Origin of the sequence: Rothia sp. HMSC069C03, assembly GCF_001811075.1 — a bacterium.
GTDB classification, from domain to species: domain Bacteria; phylum Actinomycetota; class Actinomycetes; order Actinomycetales; family Micrococcaceae; genus Rothia; species Rothia mucilaginosa.
In genome coordinates, this window is sequence record NZ_KZ627117.1 from 32,667 (window position 1) to 52,452 (window position 19,786).

General features: G+C 61.4%; 13 protein-coding genes. 5 read left to right on the top strand and 8 right to left on the bottom strand.

The genetic code is table 11. The features are described 5' to 3' along the window. Window positions 1-131 precede the first annotated feature (131 nt). The gene (locus HMPREF2779_RS00135) at window positions 132-710 is read right to left on the bottom strand and encodes a TetR/AcrR family transcriptional regulator (RefSeq protein WP_105360509.1); all 579 of its coding nucleotides are present in this window, start codon (window positions 708-710) and stop codon (window positions 132-134) included. A 197-nt stretch (window positions 711-907) separates the two neighbouring features. On the opposite strand from HMPREF2779_RS00135, the gene HMPREF2779_RS00140 reads away from it, so the two are divergent. Further along, window positions 908-2,473 (top strand): MFS transporter, encoded by a 1,566-nt coding sequence (locus HMPREF2779_RS00140; RefSeq protein WP_105360510.1) that lies wholly within the window; start codon window positions 908-910, stop codon window positions 2,471-2,473. A gap of 267 nt (window positions 2,474-2,740) precedes the next feature. Further along, window positions 2,741-4,075, top strand: a complete 1,335-nt coding sequence (locus HMPREF2779_RS00145) for a CoA-disulfide reductase (protein WP_105360511.1) — start codon at window positions 2,741-2,743, stop codon at window positions 4,073-4,075. Between the two features lie 538 nt (window positions 4,076-4,613). Here HMPREF2779_RS00145 and HMPREF2779_RS00150 read toward each other — a convergent pair. The 6 genes from HMPREF2779_RS00150 to HMPREF2779_RS00175 all read right to left on the bottom strand — a co-directional run bounded on the left by HMPREF2779_RS00150 (window position 4,614) and on the right by HMPREF2779_RS00175 (window position 12,964). Continuing rightward, window positions 4,614-5,684: an alcohol dehydrogenase catalytic domain-containing protein gene (locus tag HMPREF2779_RS00150; protein WP_049352853.1), complete on the bottom strand. Its 1,071-nt coding sequence runs from the start codon at window positions 5,682-5,684 to the stop codon at window positions 4,614-4,616. Between the two features lie 284 nt (window positions 5,685-5,968). Then, window positions 5,969-6,823 (bottom strand): anchored repeat-type ABC transporter permease subunit, encoded by an 855-nt coding sequence (locus HMPREF2779_RS00155; RefSeq protein WP_012904337.1) that lies wholly within the window; start codon window positions 6,821-6,823, stop codon window positions 5,969-5,971. Further along, window positions 6,820-7,698 (bottom strand): metal ABC transporter ATP-binding protein, encoded by an 879-nt coding sequence (locus HMPREF2779_RS00160; RefSeq protein ID WP_105360512.1) that lies wholly within the window; start codon window positions 7,696-7,698, stop codon window positions 6,820-6,822. Before HMPREF2779_RS00160 ends, HMPREF2779_RS00155 begins: the two co-directional genes overlap by 4 nt. Beyond that, window positions 7,695-8,759 carry a TIGR03773 family transporter-associated surface protein gene (locus tag HMPREF2779_RS00165; protein WP_105360513.1) on the bottom strand — a complete coding sequence of 355 codons (1,065 nt, stop codon included), beginning with the start codon at window positions 8,757-8,759 and terminating at the stop codon, window positions 7,695-7,697. Before HMPREF2779_RS00165 ends, HMPREF2779_RS00160 begins: the two co-directional genes overlap by 4 nt. A 94-nt stretch (window positions 8,760-8,853) precedes the next feature. Then, window positions 8,854-10,623 carry an anchored repeat ABC transporter, substrate-binding protein gene (locus HMPREF2779_RS00170; RefSeq protein WP_105360514.1) on the bottom strand — a complete coding sequence of 590 codons (1,770 nt, stop codon included), beginning with the start codon at window positions 10,621-10,623 and terminating at the stop codon, window positions 8,854-8,856. Next, a complete protein-coding gene (locus HMPREF2779_RS00175; protein ID WP_105360515.1) occupies window positions 10,610-12,964 on the bottom strand; it encodes a TIGR03773 family transporter-associated surface protein in 2,355 nt (784 codons plus the stop codon). The genes HMPREF2779_RS00170 and HMPREF2779_RS00175 overlap by 14 nt, the downstream gene beginning before the upstream one ends. A 274-nt stretch (window positions 12,965-13,238) precedes the next feature. Here HMPREF2779_RS00175 and HMPREF2779_RS00180 point away from each other — a divergent pair, with 274 nt between their 5' ends. From HMPREF2779_RS00180 to HMPREF2779_RS00190, 3 genes are all read left to right on the top strand, one after another. Then, complete coding sequence (locus tag HMPREF2779_RS00180; protein ID WP_105360516.1) at window positions 13,239-16,256, top strand: choice-of-anchor M domain-containing protein; 3,018 nt, start codon at window positions 13,239-13,241, stop codon at window positions 16,254-16,256. A 352-nt stretch (window positions 16,257-16,608) separates the two neighbouring features. Further along, a complete protein-coding gene (locus HMPREF2779_RS00185; RefSeq protein WP_070684587.1) occupies window positions 16,609-16,839 on the top strand; it encodes a transcriptional initiation protein Tat in 231 nt (76 codons plus the stop codon). A 130-nt stretch (window positions 16,840-16,969) separates the two neighbouring features. Then, complete coding sequence (locus HMPREF2779_RS00190) at window positions 16,970-17,683, top strand: DUF6318 family protein (RefSeq protein WP_070684588.1); 714 nt, start codon at window positions 16,970-16,972, stop codon at window positions 17,681-17,683. Window positions 17,684-17,802: 119 nt separating this feature from the next. On the opposite strand, the gene HMPREF2779_RS00195 is transcribed toward HMPREF2779_RS00190, so the two are convergent. Further along, window positions 17,803-19,785: a M13 family metallopeptidase gene (locus HMPREF2779_RS00195; protein WP_070684590.1), complete on the bottom strand. Its 1,983-nt coding sequence runs from the start codon at window positions 19,783-19,785 to the stop codon at window positions 17,803-17,805. Between the last annotated feature and the right edge of the window lies 1 nt (window position 19,786).

The window sequence follows — 19,786 nt, forward strand, 5'->3', positions numbered from 1 at the left end:
CTCCTTGGTTGAAGAGTAGATATGTACCTTTCCAGTTTAAGCCCCGGGTGCTCGCCGGCGCTGAAGAATAGGGTTTGAGGTAGCGGTTTTAGCTTGTGGCTTTAACCGCTGTGTCGAGTGGCTTTTGTGGTTTAACGAGCCGCCGCCTTGAGAACCTGCAGGGCGCGTTCGAGTGCCGCACGGTCTGCCGCGATGGCTGCGGCCCTCTGCGGGCTGGCGGAGTCGCCTCCGAACGCCGCGTTGTAGTACATGCCGTCACCCAAAAGCAGCACGGTGCGGGCAATCTGCTCATCACCCAGCTCAGCGAGGACGAGCGCATGCCAGCCATCCTGTACGCGGCTCATGGTCTGCTGGGCAAGCTCGTTATTGCTCTGTGCCAGGCGGCTGAGAGCAATGAGGGCGCGGTCGAAGGGGGAGTTATCTGGCGTGGAGGAATTGATGTAGTAGGCGCTTGCCCCCTCAGGTGCCTGCTCCATCGCCGCGAAGTCCTCTTTAGCCAGGGTGAGGGTGTGTTCTGCGAGCGCCTCAAGTAGCGCCTTCTTGGAGGCGAAGTGGTAGAGTAGCCCGCCCTTGGAGACCTTGGCGGCGGTGGCGACGGCGTCGAGGGTTGCGGCGCGTTCTCCCGAGCGAATCAGCAGGTCGACGTAGGTGTCGAGGATGTGTTCGCGGGAGTTGTTGGCGCGCTGTTTGCGGTGGTTGGGTGTGGTCATGGGTACCAGTCTAACCGCTTGAAACTATACCGTCCAGTTGGTATAGTTAATCTTCGTTTGTGGACCCGCCCGGCACCCTAAAACCTCCGGGTAAGCCCCGAAACCTCACTAAAAGCCCTAGTCCAAAAGATAGGCCGGGCCGATGCCGCCGCGTCCGCCGCATCAGCCGAAATCCCATAGACGCAGGAAAACAACCCATGACGAATCACAATCCGCACACCACGGCTCTGCCCATTCACGCCCCCGACCAGAAGACCAAGCGCTGGGCGGCACTCGGCGTGCTCATGCTCCCGGTGCTCCTGGTCTCCATCGACAACACGGTGCTCGCCTTCGCGGTGCCCGCAATCGCTAAGGCGCTGAGCCCCTCCTCCGCGGAGCAGCTGTGGATCGTTGATGCCTACTCGCTGGTGCTCTCCGCCCTGCTCGTGCCCATGGGCGCTATCGGTGACCGCATCGGCCGCCGTAAGCTGCTGCTCATCGGTTCGACCGGCTTCGCTGCGATTTCTGCGCTCGCGGCGTTCGCACCCTCCGCACTGATGCTCGTGATTGCCCGTGCCCTGCTCGGTATTTTCGGTGCGATGCTCATGCCGGCGACCCTGTCGATTATCCGCAATATCTTTGTGGATGCGACCGAGCGCCGCATCGCTATTGCCGTGTGGGCTTCGGGCTTCTCCGCCGGTGCGGCGCTGGGCCCGATCGTGGGTGGCTTCCTGCTGGAGCACTTCGACTGGGGTTCGGTGTTCCTGCTTGCTGTGCCGATTCTGATTCCTCTGCTGATTCTTGCCCCGATCATGGTGCCCGAGTCTAAGGATCCGAATCCCAGCCCGGTGGATCCGCTGAGCATCCTGCTGATTATGACCGGCATGACCGGCATTACCTTCGGCCTGACTCACACCTCCGAAACCGGTTTCGATGCAGTGGCTATTAGCACCATCCTGGCTGGCCTGTGCTTCATCGTTCTGTTTGTGCTGCGTCAGCTCAACCGCGAGAAGAACGATATTCAGCCCATGCTGGATGTGCGCCTCTTCCGCAACACCGTGTTCACCGGTGCGATTACCGCAAACCTCATCTCGATGATGGTGTACGTTGGCTCCATCTACTTCGCCTCCCAGCACCTGCAGCTGGTCTCCGGCCTGCCGCCCATGTACGCCGGTATGCTGCTGATCCCCGGCACCCTGGCGGCCATTATCGCCGGTCTGGTGATTGCGCGCGTGGCAGTGTACTTCCACCCGGCGCAGGTGGTGTCCTTTGGCCTGGCGCTCAACGCTGCCGCGTTCGCGGTGCTCGCCTTCCTGGGTGCGCACAACGACTTGGTGATTATCCTGATCTTCATTGTGCTCGGTACCGGCATCGGTATTGCGCAGACCATTTCGAACGACCTGATGCTCTCCAGCGTGCCGCCGCGTAAGGCTGGTGCGGCATCCGCGATCTCGGAGACCTCCTACGAGACAGGTGCGGTGCTCGGCACCGTCATCATTGGTGGCATGCTCACCGCCGTCTACCGCGCAAATGTGGTTGTACCCGACGGCCTGGATGAGACTCTCGCCGACCACGCCCACGAAACCCTCGGCGGTGCCGTGACGGTCGCAAGCCAGGTGGGTGGCGAGCAGGCGAACCAGCTGCTCTCCTCCGCATTCGCTGCCTTCGACTCCGGCGTGGTGCTGAGCTCCGCATTCAGCGCCGTGCTCATGGGTGTTATGGCCGTCATTAGCTACTTCATGATCCGCAAGGCACCGCGCGAAATGAAGCCCGCTGACCACTAATTCCGCGCACTAACTCTGCGCGCTAACCCAGCGAGAACACTAATTCGGAATACATGAGCCCCGCCTCCTGACGCTACCGCAGCATCGGGAGGCGGGGCTATTTTTACGCACCCACCTGCGCATTTAAAGGTTCAGCACAGGTGCCGGTGGTACGGTAAACACAGTGGGCTCGCGCCCGCAAAGGACGCCCCAAAAAGACATCCTGAAAAGACGCGCTGAAAAGACCGAGGAACCAGCGGCTCCACACAATCAAGGAGGAACGCCACCATGGGACTCAAAGACTGGATAGCACCCTTCATCACGCTACTGATTGGTGCCAGCACCATCTTCATCTCCTACAAGAACTACCAGGCGCAGGCGGCGGCAAAACCCTCCGAACTGGCGCGCTTAGAGTTGTGGAGCAAGCTACTGACCGAAGCTGGCATGGACATCAGCGCGCTACCCGACCCGGAGAGCCTCACCTCCGACCAGCGCGTCGTCCTCGAAAACTACCGGGTCTTCCTCAAACGTGCCTCCCTCGAATCGAAGCTGCGTAAAGTCGGCATCGACAGCAACCGCGTGTTCAGCCTGCTCATGAAGCGTGCGCACTCCTCCGTGAAGCCCACGCCCATCGCCATTGGGGACTCGGTACGCTACTACCGCCTGATTCTGCGCGGCCTGCTGTACATTTGGACGCCCCTCGCCGCGGTGTTCATTGGTGTGCCGATTATCGTGGCAACCATTGCCTACCTGGTGCGTATCTTCACCGGCCAGCCGGTGGACTGGACCAGCTACAGCCTGCCGCCCATCGCAGTGGTTCTGCTGTTGGTGGGTGCCGGTGCGGTGGGTGCCCTCGTGTACCTGCAGGACCGCATTATCTACGCGATTATCGCGAAAAACGTGTACTTCTACTTCTGGGATATTTACGGCTCTAAGAAGGGCACCCGCGATTCGAAGGACGCTTACAGCGAGCGCCTGGCGGCTAAAACCTACGCCGACCAGCTGTTCTTGGGTCAGCAGGAGTTCGCCCAGCAGTTCCGCGAAAATATGTACATGGCGGGTATTCAGGAGATTGACGAGTACCCGCGTGTGCTCAGTGATAGCGTGATGCTGCCGCGTAACTACCGGGTTGTGGAAACTACCGAGGGTGAGGACCGCATTGACCGGATGGTGAACTGGGTGCGCTCCAAGATCGGTTTTGAGCGTCTGGAACCGCGCATCATCTACACGCTCGAACATAAGGACGCGCACAAGGATGCACAGAAGGGTTCCGCGCACGGTGAGCCGGTAGCTACTGAGCAGGGTGTTTCTGGGCAGCCCGTAGAGACTCCGGCTAAGGATAAGCAGGAGGATGCGCAGAAGGCTCCGGAGGCGCCCGCCTCGGAAGAACCCATCGTTGCGGAGGTGCCCGTTGAAGCGCCTGCCGATAATCCTACTGACGTGCTTGCCGGGGATCTAGCAGATGCACCCACCGAGCCCGTCACCGGAGGCGCCACCGAACCTTCCGCTGTAGCCGAGGTATCCGTCGCAGCTGGGGCAGATGACCCCACGGAGGCGTTCAACCCCATTACGCAGAACGCCGCTATCGGCGAGAAAGCTGACGGTGAGAAGCCCAAAAACTAAATAGCCGCCCTAGAATCCATCGGGCATGAGAAAAGGGTCGCAGCCTACGAATCGCCATTGAATCGTAAGCGTGCGACCCTTTTCCTTTCCCTTCAAGGAGGAGCAGAATCGGAGGTACCGCCCGACCAAGAAGAGCCAAATGATGCGCCCCTCCACCAGTAGAGGTTGCCTGGCAGAAGAACCCGCAAGAGCGGGTCGGCAGAGCGCCTGGCGGAGGGTGCATCATGCTTGAGGAACCGCCCCTCAACCCACCAAAAAACAGGTTGAGCCCGCCAAAGAACGGGTTGCCCAAAGAATGGGTTGAGGGAACAGAAAACCCCGAGCTGGCGTATCTCTTGAATTTTCAGACAATCTTGTCTCTATAGAAAATAACTACATCTCGGGGTAGGGGAAGGCGATTCGCGCTCCGGGTGGGACCTACCCTCTCCCACCCGGAGGCGAATCGTGGGGATGTTCGCAGTGTAATGAAGACATCCCACCGAAATCCCTAACAAAAGTTCGGGGTTTCAGTATGAGCGGTATATGAGCCTACCGCAGTCTATGCCGCAACCTCGGGGTTACGGGAGATAACAACCTTCACCACGTTGTGCTCAGCAGCGTGGGAGAACAGGTCGTATGCCTCCTCGAACTGGTCGAAAGTGAAGCGGTGGGTTGCCATAGCCTTAGCGTTCAGACGACCGGAGCGGACCATGTTCAGCAGGTTGCCGACGGTGTTGCAGTTGACCAGACCCATGTTGATGCGGACGTTAGAAATCCACATGGTGTTCAGGGGCAGCTCAACGGGCTTGCCGTGCACGCCGGCGTTAGCGATATTGCCGTAGGGGCGAACAATTTTGGTGCAGGTCTCGAAGGTCTGTGGAACACCCACAGCCTCAATTGCCACGTCCACACCCAGGCCGTCGGGGGAGAGAGCCTTAATCTTCTCGATGAAGTCCGGGTCGCCCGCGTTGACCTTATCGGTTGCGCCCAGCTCCAGTGCCTTGTTCATGCGGTTCTCGTCGAAGTCGACGGTGATGACGCGGCCGGCACCGCAGAGGTTAGCGGTCATGATTGCGCCCAGACCCACGGGGCCTGCGCCCACGACAGCGACGGTGTCGCCGGGCTTGGTGTTGCCGTTCAGAATACCGATCTCGAAGCCGGTGGGCAGTGCGTCGGTGAGGAAGAGGACGTCCTCATCGGTCAGGCCCTCCGGAACCAGGTGGACCGAGGTCTCTGCGTAGGGAACACGCACGTACTCAGCCTGGGTGCCGTCAATCATGTAACCGAAAATCCAGCCGACACCACCAACGGTCTGGCAGTGCGAAGGCTGGTTCGCCTTACAGTAGGAGCACTTACCGCAGCTGGTCACGGCGGGGATGATGATGCGGTCGCCGACCTTCAGGTCAGTCACCGCGGAGCCAACCTCGGTAATGGTACCGACAGCCTCGTGGCCAAGGATGCGTCCGTGGTCCACCTCGGGGCAGTCGCCCTTCAGGATGTGCAGGTCAGTACCGCAAATGGTGGTGGTGTCGACACGGGCGATAACGTCCGTGGGCTCAAGAATGGTGGGGTTCGGGACTTCCTCCCAGGCGCCCTTCTGGTCGGGGCCGTGGTATACATATGCCTTCATGATCACTCCTTCTTTGAAGCTCTAATGAGGGTGCAGTGACTGTTTTATCACTACATGTATCAACCCATAAGAAATATTTGATAGGTTGTATTTTTATTAAACCCGACATGTTGAATTATGCGCTTTTATTACGCGGAGTGTATCTTTTGGTTCTTTAAACATGAACATGATTCACTTTGGGTATTTAAGACCTGTAAAAAACGCACGAGGCGCACCCCTCAAACAGGGATGCGCCTCGTGCGTTTAATCGAGAAAAGTTGGATTGAGTCGAGGTTGAGCTGGGTTTAATTCTTCAGCTGGGCACGCGCTCGTGAACGAACCGCCGTCACCGCCCATACCAGCACAAAAGCCGCCACCATCGACAGCACAATCGTGCCACCGGTCGGTAGGTTAAACGCCCACGACAGGTACAGGCCAACAATCGAACAGATACCGCCAAACACCGGCGAGAACACCATCATCGATCCCAGTCGGCGGCACGCCAGGCGGGCTGCCGACGCCGGAATCACCAGAAGCGCCAACACCAGCACATTACCGAGTGTCTGCAGACCCAGCACCACAGAAATGGTCACCAGAACGTACAGCACAATATCCAGGGCAAGCACCGGCAGACCCATCGCCCGGGCACTCTCACGGTCCAGGCTGACCGTCACAATCTGGCGGTGGAACAGCCACAACACCAGCAGAATAACGGCACCCATAATCGCAGCCTGGGTAATGTCCTCATTCGAAACACCCACAATCGAGCCGAACAAGAAATCCTGCACCGACCCCGAATAGCCCGGCGCCAACGAAATAATCACAATACCCAACGCAAAGGAAGCCGCGAAGAAAATACCAATCACGGAATCCTCGCGCAGCCGCTGATTCTGACTAAAAATAGCCACCAGAATAGCTGTCACCACGCCCGCGGTCAGACCGCCCATCACCAGGTTGCCACCCAGCACGAACGCCACCGCAAGACCCGGGAACACCGAGTGCGCTACCGCATCGCCAATGAAGACCATGCCGCGCATCAGCACGTGGCAGCCCACCACACCGGTAACCACCGATGCGAGCAGCACCGCCGCCAGGGCGCGCGGAAGGAACGCCAGAGACGGGTTGAACAGGTCGGCAAGAAAATCGATAGGAGTAATCAACGGGCACCCCCGGTAGAAGCAGTATGGGCGGGGGAGAGGGAATGATCAGAAGCGCAGGAATCAGGCAGCTCGTGGCCGTACTCATCCAACGCACCACCGGCACAGGTGAAGCCCGTGCGGGCGTGACCCTGCGCCTCCTCAATATCGTGACCGTGCAACCACGTATGCAGCTGCTCCAGGCTAAAGGAGTCCGCCGGACCATCCAGGTGAATATTGCCGCGCACACCGCACAGACGCGAGCAGGACTCACGCGCCGCCAGCATGTCATGCGTAGACATCAGAATCGTGATGCCCTCAGATGCCAACTCACGGTACAGGCGAGTCAGAGTGGTCTGAGTCGGCGCGTCCACGCCCGTAAACGGCTCATCCAGCAGCAACAGGGAGGGGTTCGCCGCCAAAGCGCGCGCCAAAAGAACCCTCTGACGCTGACCACCGGAAAGCTCCGCAATGGAAGCGTCCTGCAGGTGCAGAACATCGGTGCGTTCCATCGCCGAAAAAACCTGCACCCAATCCTTCTTCGCCGGGCGGCGGAAGAACCCAATCTCACGCACGCGACCGGTCATCACCGTGTCCTTAACGGTCAGCGGAAAATCCCACTGGAACTGGTGCTTCTGCGGCACATAACCAATATGCGCACGCGCCACACGCGGCGACTCACCCAGCACCCGAACCTGACCGGACGCCGGGCGAATCAGACCCAAAATGGTGCGCAGCAGCGTGGTCTTACCGGCACCATTAGCGCCAATCAGACCCGCAAACTCGCCGCGCTCCAGGGTCAGGGACAGATCCTTGAGGATGGAACGGCGCGCGTAGCCGGCGTACAGGTTTGAAATCTCAAGAACGGGCTCAGTACCCGCTGTTACCGACGCGCTCACGAACGGTCACCGCGCACTTCATCCAGCGCCTCACGCTGCGCGGAGGAGCGGCGACGGAACGAAAGGAACGCACCCACGGCAATCACAGCTGCCACGCCTGCGGCAATAGCACCCCAGGGGATAGTGAACTCTGCCTTGTAACCGCTCTGGTCGCTCGCTGCGGCGGCAGACGAAGAACCGGATGCCTGAGAAGCAGAAGAAGCCGACCCCGAGGACGCAGAACCCGAGGAACCGCGCGCCTGCGCCTCCATCGCGTACAGGGCATCAGCGCTCGCAGAATCACCCACCGCAAACTTCAGGTAGCGGGTATCGGACACGGTCGAACCGTCAGACAGCTCAGCGCTCGCGGTAACCTTCAGCAGGTACTCGCCGGGGGCGGTGAACACCCAGTTTGCGTGGGTGTGAGTGTTCTTCTCCACCCACAGCTTCTGCGGCTCACTCTTGGTCGAGGACCACAGCACCTGCGGTGCCGAGAAGTTACCGTTCTCCAGGTACAGGCTGAACGTGCCGGGGCCGCTCACCTGCTCCAGGGTCAGGTTCACGCCGCGGTTCAGCTTGGACACCAGCTGCGGATCCTGAGTGTTCCAACCCGGCCAGATAACGCCCTTAGTTTCGGTCTGCGGAATTACGTACACCTTAGAGCCGGCGGGCGCACCCACGAAGGAGTAGCGCGGGTCGTTCGGCACCTCAAGGATCGCCTGGTCGCTACCGCGGTAGATGACCTCGTCCAGGCTGCGCCAGACCGGGGTTTCACCGTGGTCGTCGTGGAGCATGAGCTCAAACTTACCGTTGTTGAAACGAGGACCCATATCCACGTGACCGGCAGAAATTTCGGTGCGGCCGGATGCGACCGGCTGCTCCGCCGACAGGGTCTGGGTGAGGGCGCGCTCGCCGTGGCTGAGGTTGCTGTCGCTCGGCTGAGCCGAGGCGCTCTCGGTGGTTGCCTCAGCGGTTGCCGGGGTGGTCTCCGCGTGTGCGACACCCAGGGGTGCGAGCATGAGACTGGCGCCCAGAGCCAGGGTGGGCAGGCTACGGGAGAGGCGGGTGGTTGAGTTCATCATGAGGACTTCCTTGAATCATGACCGAAACGGTGTGTGAAAGATTATCTATATGCTGATACTGGTATATGAGCTTGTGGGGAGCTTAAAAACCGGGTTATGAAGTGCTCGTCTCCGAGCAGCTAGCGCCCGAAGAACTATCGCCAGAATCGCCGTTAGAGCTGTGCCCAGAGCCATTCCCTGAGCACAGCGCAATCGTGTGAGCATTCGCCAACATCATCTGCGCGTAGTGAGGAGCCTGCGCATCCAGAGTGTCCGAATAGAGCACCCCGGTACGAACCTCAGCCTCCCGAGCCAGCTCCGTGAGAACCGGTGAACGCATCGCCGTGGACTTATCCAGATAAATCGCTGGAACCTTCAAATCCTCGACCGTGCGACGCAGGCGCTGACGCTGCTGAATACTCGGCTCGCCGCTGGCGCTGGCACTCACGAAACCGGCAATGTGCAACCCGTAGGTGCTCGCCAGGTAGCGGTAGCCGTCGTGCGTGGTGACCAGGTTGCGTGCCGACTCCGGCAGGGATCCGTACACCTGACGCAGCTGAGCGTCCAGGGCATCAAGATCCTTCATCACCTGCTCGGTGTGGGCCGCATACTCGCTCGAACCCGCCGGATCGGCGGAGATGAGCGCGTCACGAATGACCTGCACGCTTGCTTTCGTGTTCGGCACCGAATGCCAAATGTGCGGGTCGATTTCGCCGTGCACGTGCTTGCCCAGAACGGCCTGCGCCAGCAGATACACCTGACCGCGATGCTCCGAAGCACCCGAACGCAGGAAACGGTAGCTACCGCCGGCGGGCACCTCCTGCAGGGTGCGGGAGGGGACCGCCACCACGGTGCGTTTCAGCTCGTACTCTACGGCACCCTGGGAGGAATCCGCGCGAAGCACGAGCCTACCGTCGCCGGTGCGTGCCGTAATATCGGCGTGACCTGCCGAAAGAACCTTGATGTCCGAGGCGGAAACGTTCTGTTCCTTCGCCAGACGGTCCACCAGCTCCTGCGGGTCACGACCGACCGCGCAGTATAGGGTGCCGCGCGAAGAACGCACCGACTCCGGCGCATTGACCGCGGTGGCACTCAGCTCAATCGCGTACTCGCCGGCATCACTAAACGCCCACGACAGGTGCGTATGCGCCTGCAACGGAAGCTCCAGCGAACCCATATCGCCGGTACGGATCGCGGTGTCCCCCTCACGGGTGAGGTTCACACCGCGCGCATGCGAATCGCACAGCATCTCCACCGCACCGAAGGTCTGCGTAATGAACGCCGCCAACTGCGCATTCGACGAATCGGTAGAGGTGCGCGCCCGCACGCTGTGCACCTCAAAGCGCATGCCCGCATCCGAAGAATCGGCGGGGGCAGATTCGTTCTGCCCGCCCTCTTCAACGCGCAAGCCCAGCCAGATGGAGTCCAGGGAGGCATCCTCAACAATGGCTTCCAGCTTGCCGCCGTACTGCTCAATCTTCTCCGCAACTGCCACGGACACAACGCCTGCGGGCAGGTTCGCCTCAACCATTTTGCTGAGCTTACGCTGCTCCAGCAGCAGACCGTTCGTCAGGGCGCAGCGGGCGTAGGCGACATCGCGGATATCGCGCAGGCTCGGCTCATACGAGTGCGGGTCAGCACCGGCGGGCACCAGGGAGTGCACGCTGGCGCGCTCGCCTGCAATCTGCTGCGCCAAATCCGCCAGGATCGGGGTCGTGGCGACCACGCGCATCCGGTCGGAGGAAGCGTTCACGGTGCTGGCGCATCCGCTCAATGCGAAGGCACCAGCCCCCACCCCCGCACCCACCGCAATACGGGAGGCGAGGGTGAGGGCGGTACGCCGACTATAGGTGTGCGCGCCGGTATGCCCGCTATGCGGTGTCACCGCTGCGGCCCTTTCGGCGTGCCGAACGCAGAATCATGGCACCGAGTGCCAGCGCCAGAATGGAGGTGCTGACCATGAACGGATCGATGACCACACCGGTGTTCGGCAGCTTACCTGCCGCGGCTGCCTTCTGGGCGTTCGCGAGTTCCTGGCTGGTCAGGGCGCAATCCTCACCGGAGGCGGTCTTACCGACGATGCGCACCTTGGATCCGTCGGGCTTGGTGACGACGCCGGTGGCTTCGTCGACGGTGCCGTTGACGGGGTTCTTTGCGGTGCTCTTCTCGCCGCCGTTGTTGGCGCCGTTAGCGCTGTTAGCGTTGCCGCCGTCCTTCTTGGTTTCTGCCGCACCCTGCGCGTTGTTGCTTGCCGGGGCGTTATCGGGGTTGCCGACGGTGAAGTGCAGAACCGATTCGCTGCTGACCTGCTGACCGTTCTTCAGGCGTGCAGTCCAGCCGATGGTCACGGTGTAGCGACCCTCAGCGGTGAACACCCAGTTGCTGTGCTGGTGAGTGTTTGCGGGCACCTGGAAGGAGCCGCCGCTACGCGAATCGAAGACCTGCTGACCGGCGGAACCGAAGTTGCCGGAGAGGAAGGTGGACATGGTGCCGGGGCCCTCAAAACCGTTGAGGCTCATGGTGACGGGGCCGTCGAGCTGCTTGAGTAGTTCGGGGTCCTGGGTGCTCCAGCCGAGCCAGGGCACGCCCTGCTGCTGGGTTGCACCGATCATGTGCACGGGGGTGCCCGCTGGGGCGATGTTCTCCATGCCTGCGGGCAGGTTGATCTTCGCGGCGTCATTGAGTACGAACTCGAGGGCGCCGGGGGAGACGTGGCGGGCAGGGCTGGTGCGGTCGTCCTTCACGCTGCTGGTGAGGTTGCCGCCGTTGAGGATCGGGCCTACGTCGAAGTGGCCGTGGGTGACTTCTTCACGGCCGCTGTGCTCGGCAGTGTTGACTACAGCGAGTGTGGGGATGCTGGTCGGTGCCTGGGCTGCCTGGTTGCTCTGCTTGTTGTTCTTCTGAGCGTCCTTGGAGTCCTTAGCATCTTCGGCGGGAACCTCGGTGGCGATGCACTGCTGGTTCAGGCTGCCGGGCAGACCGGAGGACAGCACACCGTTACCGGTAATGCCGCCGCCGTTGCTGGGCGCGCTAATGTTCTGGGCGTTGGAGCCCTTCACACTGGAGCCCTTCACACTGGTGGCGTTGCCGTCTTTGTTTTCAACCTTGTCAGAGCCGTTATTGGTGTTGTCGGTGCCGCTGATAGCGGTTACACCGGATCCACCCTGGGATGCCTGCTCACCATTTGCTGCTGCCTTCGCGCCGTTCGGGTTGGTCACCTGCGCGGCGTTCTGACCGTTCACGGATCCATCCACGCGGCGAATACCGGTGGATGCGCTCGCCTCAGCAGATGCACTCGCCTCAGCACTTGCGGAGGTAGAAGCAGAAGCGGATGCACTGGGGCTGTTGGTGGCGCTCTCGGTAGCGGTGGAGGTCGCCTCGGGGGTAGTGGTCGCCTCGCTCGTGGCGTCCTTGGTTGCTTCCTTTGCGGCGTTCTGCGCGTTCAGGAGCTTGAAGCCTTCCTCAGTGTTAGTGCCCACGGCGATGGTGTAGGTCGCCTCGGAGCTGACCGGGGTGCCGTCGGTAAGGATTGCGGTGGCGCGGAACGTCAGCTGGTAGATGCCTTTGCGGGTGAATGCCCAGCTGAGGTGCTCGTGGCCGCCAGCGGTGATGGTGTGCGGTGCGAGCTGGTCGTTGGTGCTGAAGACGCGCGGGTTGTCGCGACCGGATTCGGTGAAGACTTCGGCGCGGCCGCCTTCGGGTACGCTGCTGCGCACGAGTTCAAGTTTGATGGTGTTGTCCTTGAGTGCGCCGGGGCGGATTCCTTCCGCACCGAGGCCGGGGTAGAGCAGGCCGCGGGTGCGGGTGGAGGGAATGTAGAAAATGTCGGTGTCTTCGGGGGCAATGTAGTCGTAGCCTGGTACGACCTTGGTGTGTGCATCCTCGACGTCGGGCAGGTGGAAGACGGTGCGGGCGGGGTTGAATCGTCCCTGCTGGCCGGGGCCGGTGTCTGCGAGGGTGCCGAGGGTGAACTGGTTGCCGTCGAGGAATGCGTTGAGCATTTCGGTGTGTACGCCCGCGATGACGTAGTCACCTTCGTAGTTGACGTAACCGCGCGACTCGGTACCTGCCTGGGTGCCGGTCTGGTTTTCCTGCGCCTGGTTTTCCTGCGCCTGTGCGGCGGTGAAGGTGCCGACCTGGGGGAGGGCGAGGGGTGCCCCGAGTGCGAGGGTGCATCCGAGGGTGGTTGCGCTAAGTAGGCTCAGGGGTTTGGTGCGTCCTTGCATGGTGGCTCCTTGGATGACTGCTCGTTGGCTGGCGCGTTGCCCGGTGCTTTCGGGGCTTGCCCGGTGCTGGGTCCGGCGGCCTGTTGCCGGTTTCTCCCCTGCGTCCGGGGTGCGCTCTGCCGTGTTTTTCTCTTTGTGGATGTACGTGGTGTGCGTTTTTGGGCGCGCCTCGGCGCACACATGTTTCTGGGAATCACTATACTCACTTAGGTTATAAATGACAATTATTTGCAAAAGAGCTACCCTAGGAAATAGAAAAATGAGAAAGGTTGTCATGAAGTCTCAGAAGCAGACCCAACGACGGGTCACCACACACACCCCCGCACTCTTCATCCCCGGCGGCAAGCCCGCCCTCCGCCGCGCAGCCGCATTCCTCTCCGCTGCAGCACTGCTCGCGCTCGCCGGCGCTGCCCCCTCCCTGCCCGCCGCCGCAGGCCCCGACGACGGCAAAATCGTCACCACCAAGGGCCACGTTGACGCCCCCAAGGCATACTGGGACGAGCAGAACGGCACCTTTGTCCTCATGAACGAGGCGAACCCCTACAAGACCGGCGCAGACACCTACGAACTGGACAAGACCGTCAACTGGGTCGGCAAGGGCTACAGCACCAGGGACGGCAAGTCGCAGTACACCATGACCCTGGGCGAATCGCCCTCCCTGGCGTTCCTCGGCGAACCCGGCCAGACCCTCTACATGGCACCGCACCTGACCTACGGCAACCAGGACCCCATCTGGGCCGGCCTGGGCGCATCCACGAAGGTGCCCACCGAGCGTTTCCGTGACGGCGTGTTCGCTACCGACATTCTCTCCGTTGAGGGCCCCGGCCGTATGGAGCTCTTCCGCTACAACCCGGACGACGCCCCTGCCGACGTGTACCGCATGCTCTCCAGCAGCTCCACCGGCTGGCACTCCTGGCTGCTCGACAAGGGTAGCCACACCCACAACACCACGACCTTCACCCGCCCCGGCCGCTACGTGGTCACCTACCGCACCGTGGCGCGCTCCACCGACGGCCGCATCATTAGCTCCAAGCCGTCGAAGCTGGTCTGGCAGGTTGGCGGCATGCAGCCCGTGCTCGGTGACGGCACCCCCACCGCCGTGCCCACGGTCGACCGCTACAACGCGGCACCCGTTGGTGACCTGGACGCCGCAAAGTACGTGCTGTCCGTGGCACCGCACCGCCTGGATGCCGACCCGGCAAAGAACAAGGATGCCGACGACAAGCTCAGCGACATCACCTTCACCGCCGCGAACAAGAACCTCAAGGGCACCCTGACCCTGTACAACAACGGCTACTTCCTGACCGACCTGCCGGTCGTGAACGGTACCGCCACCTGGTCTGAAATGCTCGGTAGCGAGGGTTCTCAGCTGCAGGCGGTCTTCACCCCGGATACCTCCGACGAGAATAGCGCGGAGGCGTCCCGCTGGATCTCGCACAAGCTCACCTACGAGCCCGGCAAGGCTGAGAGCGTGTACAGCGATGACGGTAACGGCTCCTGGCCCGAAGAAACCCCGGATCAGGCGAACACCGTACTCAGCACCCAGCAGTACACGCCGACCAGCATGGACTACGACGTGACCGTCACCCCGAACGGCAACGGCTTCAGCACCGTTGAGGTCCGCTTCAAGGACCCGAAGGTGCGCGGCTTCATGCGCGGCGGCTTCTACGCCCAGGATGACCCGGTCTACCCGTATCTCGACCTGGAGGGCTCCGTCGAGGATGGTGTGGCGCGCTTTACCTTCCGTGACGAGTCGTTCTACAAGGGCACGGCTCTGCGCGTGAAGATGCTGACCCACCCGGATATGAACGCTTCCGCCTCCACCACTGAGGTTGCGGCGAACTACGAGCCGGGCACGAAGTACACCGCGCACGGTGCTTTGGCTCCCGATAGCGCACCCATTAGCGATGCGCCGAAGCCTGCTCCGGTGGATCCGTCGCCGAGCGCTGAGCCTACCGTCGCGCCCTCTGCCGAGCCTTCTGCTGAGCCGAGCGAGGCTCCCTCCGAGGCACCCAGCGAGGCTCCGACCGCTGAGCCCAGCACCGTTCCGTCGGTGTCCCCCAGCGAGGTACCGACCGTGCCTGCGGTGCCGACCGCCTCCGCAGAACCGAGCGTGCCTGCTCCGGTGCCCTCCACTCCGGCTCCGACGACTCCGGCGCCCGCGAACCCGACCCCGAGCGCACCTGCTCCGACTAGCCCGGCACCGTCTGCGCAGCCGTCCACCCCCGGAACCCCCGGTAACCAGTGCGTGCCCGGCCAGATTGACGGCCGCACCAAGATTTCGCACGGTCACCTGGACATTCAGGCGACCCTGAAGGACCGCCAGCTGTCCGTGGGTCTGCGTGACGACAGCGGCATCATTGACGCTGATTCGACCGTGCGCCCGCTCGATTCGGTCGTGTGGACGGTCAGCGAGAACGCCCGCCGTGTGCGTACCGAACGCATGGCTGATGAGAAGCTGAACTTCATGGGCCCGGTCGGTACCGCCTTCTACGGCCTGCCGCAGACCCAGCAGAGCGGCCTGCCTTGGCCTGGCTACAACACGCAGGACATTGACTATTCGCAGCTGCGCGGCCCGGTGCGCCTGCACGTGGTTCCGAAGGTTATGCCTGAGGGTGCGCGCTTCGGCATGTTCACTGAGTCGCTGAACGGCGCGGATGTGCTGCTGGATTCGACGACCGGCAAGACCACGATCGACATTGATTACGCGACGCACGCGCACGCGAACTGGGTGTTCTCTGAGCCCGGCCAGTACATGTTTGACGTGCACTATTCCGCGACCCTGGCTGATGGTACTGAGGTGAACAGCCCGGTGCAGCAGCTTGCGGTTGCTGTGGGTAAGAATGCGTCGGATGCGTGCTCGTTTGAGACTGCCGTGCCGAAGGACCCGAACGCTGCGTCGGATGACTTTAGTGGTGTGCGCCGTGTGGATTCGGCAACCCCGGGCGGTACCGCTGGTGCTAACCAGCCTGGCTCCGCACAGCCTGGTGTTGCGCAGTCCGGTCAGGCTGGTGCTTCTGGCGCTGCCGGTGATGTGAACGCGAAGGGCTCCTCTGAGGGTTCGACTGATGGTTCCGCTGGTGGCGTGTACCCGGGCGGTATTTCCGGTGGTGGTACCGGTGGCGGCTCCCTGGGTCAGTCTGGTGTGTCTGCCGCGTCGGGTGGCGTGAGCTCCCAGCAGGGCGGCCTGGCCCGCACCGGTTTTGGTGCGGTGTCTGTGGCTGTGGGCGGCGCGCTGGTGCTCGGTGCCGGCACTGCGATGGTGCTGCGTTCCCGCCGCCGCGCTTCTTAGCGCTCGCCGCGTGAGGACACGCTGATACGGTGAAGCCCCCGCGGCTGAGAGGATGACTCTCGGCCGCGGGGGCTTTCTCTATGCGGGTGCTACAAGTCGAACTTTTGTGCTTATTTAGTTTGATGTATCCCGCCGGCAGGGTGCTGAGAGCCCAATATTTCAACAAAAATTGTGTCGAAAAAACACTGGAAAAACGTGGACTAGCCCGCATGGTTTAAGCCTCAACTAGAAGGTGTACTCTGCACGTAAAAACAATAACGTTGAGGCTTACAATAAGAAATGGTCAATGCACAGCCGCATGCCGTGCACGCACCTGTCACTTCACAGAAACACCGACCCCGAAAGGCACATCATGGCCACCAAGAAGACCGTACGCCTCACCCGCCGCGCAGCACTCGCCGCCGCAGGCGCAGGTGCAGCAACCGCCCTCGGCGCACTGCTCACCCCCGCACAGGCAACCACCTACCGCCCCACCGTGCGCCGCAACCCCTACTACTCCAACCGCTACGGCCGCCGCACCCGCATCGTCATTAGCGACTACTACGGCAGCTCCTACAGCCACTACTACTATTACGGCGGCTAAAGGAATCCCAAGCCAAAAAACATATACTGGAAGACGGCACCACACCCCGTGTAGTGCCGTCTTCCCGTTAGATGCCCTAGGCATCACCCGCACCACGGTGCGGAAATCACACCACAGATAGAGAGAACCCATGAAGAACGTAACCCGCCGATCCGCCCTCGGCCTGCTCGCAGCAACCGGCGGCGCGACCCTCCTGGTAGCATGCGGCGCACAGTCCCAGGCAACCAGCGGCTCTGTATCTGCATCCGGTAGCGCATCTGCTTCCGCATTTAAGACTGCACGTAGCGACTACTCCGGCGCGGCAACCCTTGACGGTTACACCTCCAAGCCTTCCGACTACCAGCCCGCAACCCGCACTGAGCCGTCCAAGAACGCCCCCGTGCCGACCAAGCCCGCCGTCGCTAACGAGAACAGCGTGGAGGGCCTGTACCAGTCCATCGCGTTCTTCGGTGCAGCCCTGGAATACTACATGCGCACCGGCAAGACCGAACCCCTGCGCGAATGCGCGGTTGACAACTCCGAGCTGAAGAGCATGCTTGAGCCCGAGGATGGCACTATCGGTTCAGGTATGCAGCAGGGCAAGGTGTGGATGCACGACCCGTCTGTTGTCATCACCATGCTCTCCGCACAGCCCGAGCGTGACGGTGGCGCCTACAACTGGGATATTCGCCTGACCATGGATCCCGGCGAGTTCATTGCAAGCAAGGACCGCGTGGAGGAAGCTCCCTCTGAAGTGGAACGTAAGGACGAGGTGGAGCGCACCCTGCACGGTGTCTACGAGAACGGTGCGTGGAAGCTGACCGGTATGCGTACTTCTTCCTCTTCTTCGGCTTCTGCTTCCTAAAAGCTTCAGCGAAGAAGCGCGTAGCTTCTACAACAGAAAGGTGCCCGCCTCGTGGAATAAGCCCACGAGGCGGGCGCCTTTCTTATATGCACAATAAAACATATACACTTATCGGGATGCTACCAGATGCGCACGCGCTCCTCCGAAGCCAGGTACAGTGCATCGCCCTCAGAGACACCAAACGCCTCGTAGAACTCATCAATATTGCGCACCACACCGTTCACACGGAACTCATCCGGCGAATGCGGATCCACCGAAATCATCACCTCAGCATGTTGCGGGCGGGACTTCGTGCACCAGCCACGAGCATTCGAGAAGAAGAAACGCTGAATACCGGTCATACCGTCAATCACCGGTGCGTCATCCAGCGACTCAATGCCCTGCTTCTTCAACGCCAGACGGTACGCCTTCAACGCAATCGACATGCCAGCCAGATCGCCAATGTTCTCGCCCAGAGTCAGCTCACCGTTCACATGGAACTTCGGGTCCAGACCCACCGGAACGTACGCGTTGTACTGCTCCACCAGCGCGGAGGTGCGCTCCTTGAACTTCGCGTAATCCTCCTCAGTCCACCAGCTCTCCAGCTTGCCGTCACCGTCATAGCGGGAACCCTGATCGTCAAAACCGTGACCAATCTCGTGGCCAATAATCATGCCGATATTGCCGTAGTTCGCCGCATCGTCAGCTTCCGGGTTGAAGTACGGCGGCTGCAGAATCGCTGCCGGGAACACAATCTCATTCGCCGGCGGCATGTAGTACGCGTTCACGGTCTGCGGAGTCATCAGCCACTCCGACTTATCCACCGGCTGACCCTTGCGGGCAATCAGCCAGTCAGCGTCAAACGCACCGGTACGGCGCAGGTTCTCGAACAGGTCACCGGGAACGAGCTCCAGCGCGGAGAAGTCACGCCACTTATCGGGGTAACCAATCTTGGTGACGAACTTCGACAGCTTCTCCAGCGCCTTCTGACGGGTTGCCTCAGTCATCCAGTCCAGCGACTCAATAGACTCGCGGTACGCCTCCAGGAGGTTGCCGACCAGAACCAGCATCTTCTCCTTGTGCGAAGGCGGGAAGTGCACAGCCACGTACTCCTGGCCAATCTCCTCACCCAGAGCCTTCTCGACAGCGCCCACGCCACGCTTCCAGCGCTCACGAATCTGCTGAGTACCGGAAAGGGTCTTGCCGTAGAAGTTGAAGCTCTCCTGAACCAGCTCGTCGTACATGAACGGCGCACGCGAACGCAGAACAGTCCACACAGCCCACAGCTTCCAGCTCATCAGCGGGATGGAGGTGAACAGCTTAGCCGCACCCTCAAAGAAGGACGGCTGAGCCACAATAACCTGACCCAGGGTCTCCGGGTCAGCGCCAAGAGCCAGCAGCCACTGGGAGAACGGGAAGCCGGGGAACTTCTCGTCCAGCTCGGTCGCCTGGTACGGGTTGTAGGTCGCCTCGGCGTCGCGGTTCTCCACGACGTTCCAGTGCAGGCGAGCCAGCTCAGACTCGTGAGTGAACACCAGCTGAGCCGCCTGCTCGGGGGTCAGGCCGAAGCCCTCAGCCAGACCGGTCAGCTCAAACATGCGGGCAATATGCTCAACATACGCCGCGCACGCCTGCTCGTGCTTCTCTTCACGGTAGTAGGATTCATCCGGCAGGCCCAGACCCGACTGGTACAGGAAGAACGTGTAATTCTTCGGGTCCTTCGGGTCGTTGCTGGTGTACCAGGCGAACAGCTGCGGCAGACCCGCACGAGACAGCAGTGCCAGGGTCACAGCAAGGTGGGAGGGGGTTGCCGAGTTCAGAATCGGGGCGATTTCCTTCAGCAGCGGCTCCAGGCCGTCCGCCTCAATCTTCTCAACATCCATGAAGGAGTTGTACAGCGCGCCAATACGGGACTCCGGCTGCTCCTTCGCGATCTTCTCCACCAGCTCACGCACGTGCTTCTCTGCGTTATCGCGGAGGGTGTACAGGCCGCCGTCCTTGGGGCGGTCCGCCGGGATTTCGTGGGTAGCCAGCCACTTACCGTTGACGTGGCGGAAGAAATCGTCGCCCGGCTTGACGGTTTCATCCACCCATTCTTTAGTGATTCCAGAGTTAGTAGTCATG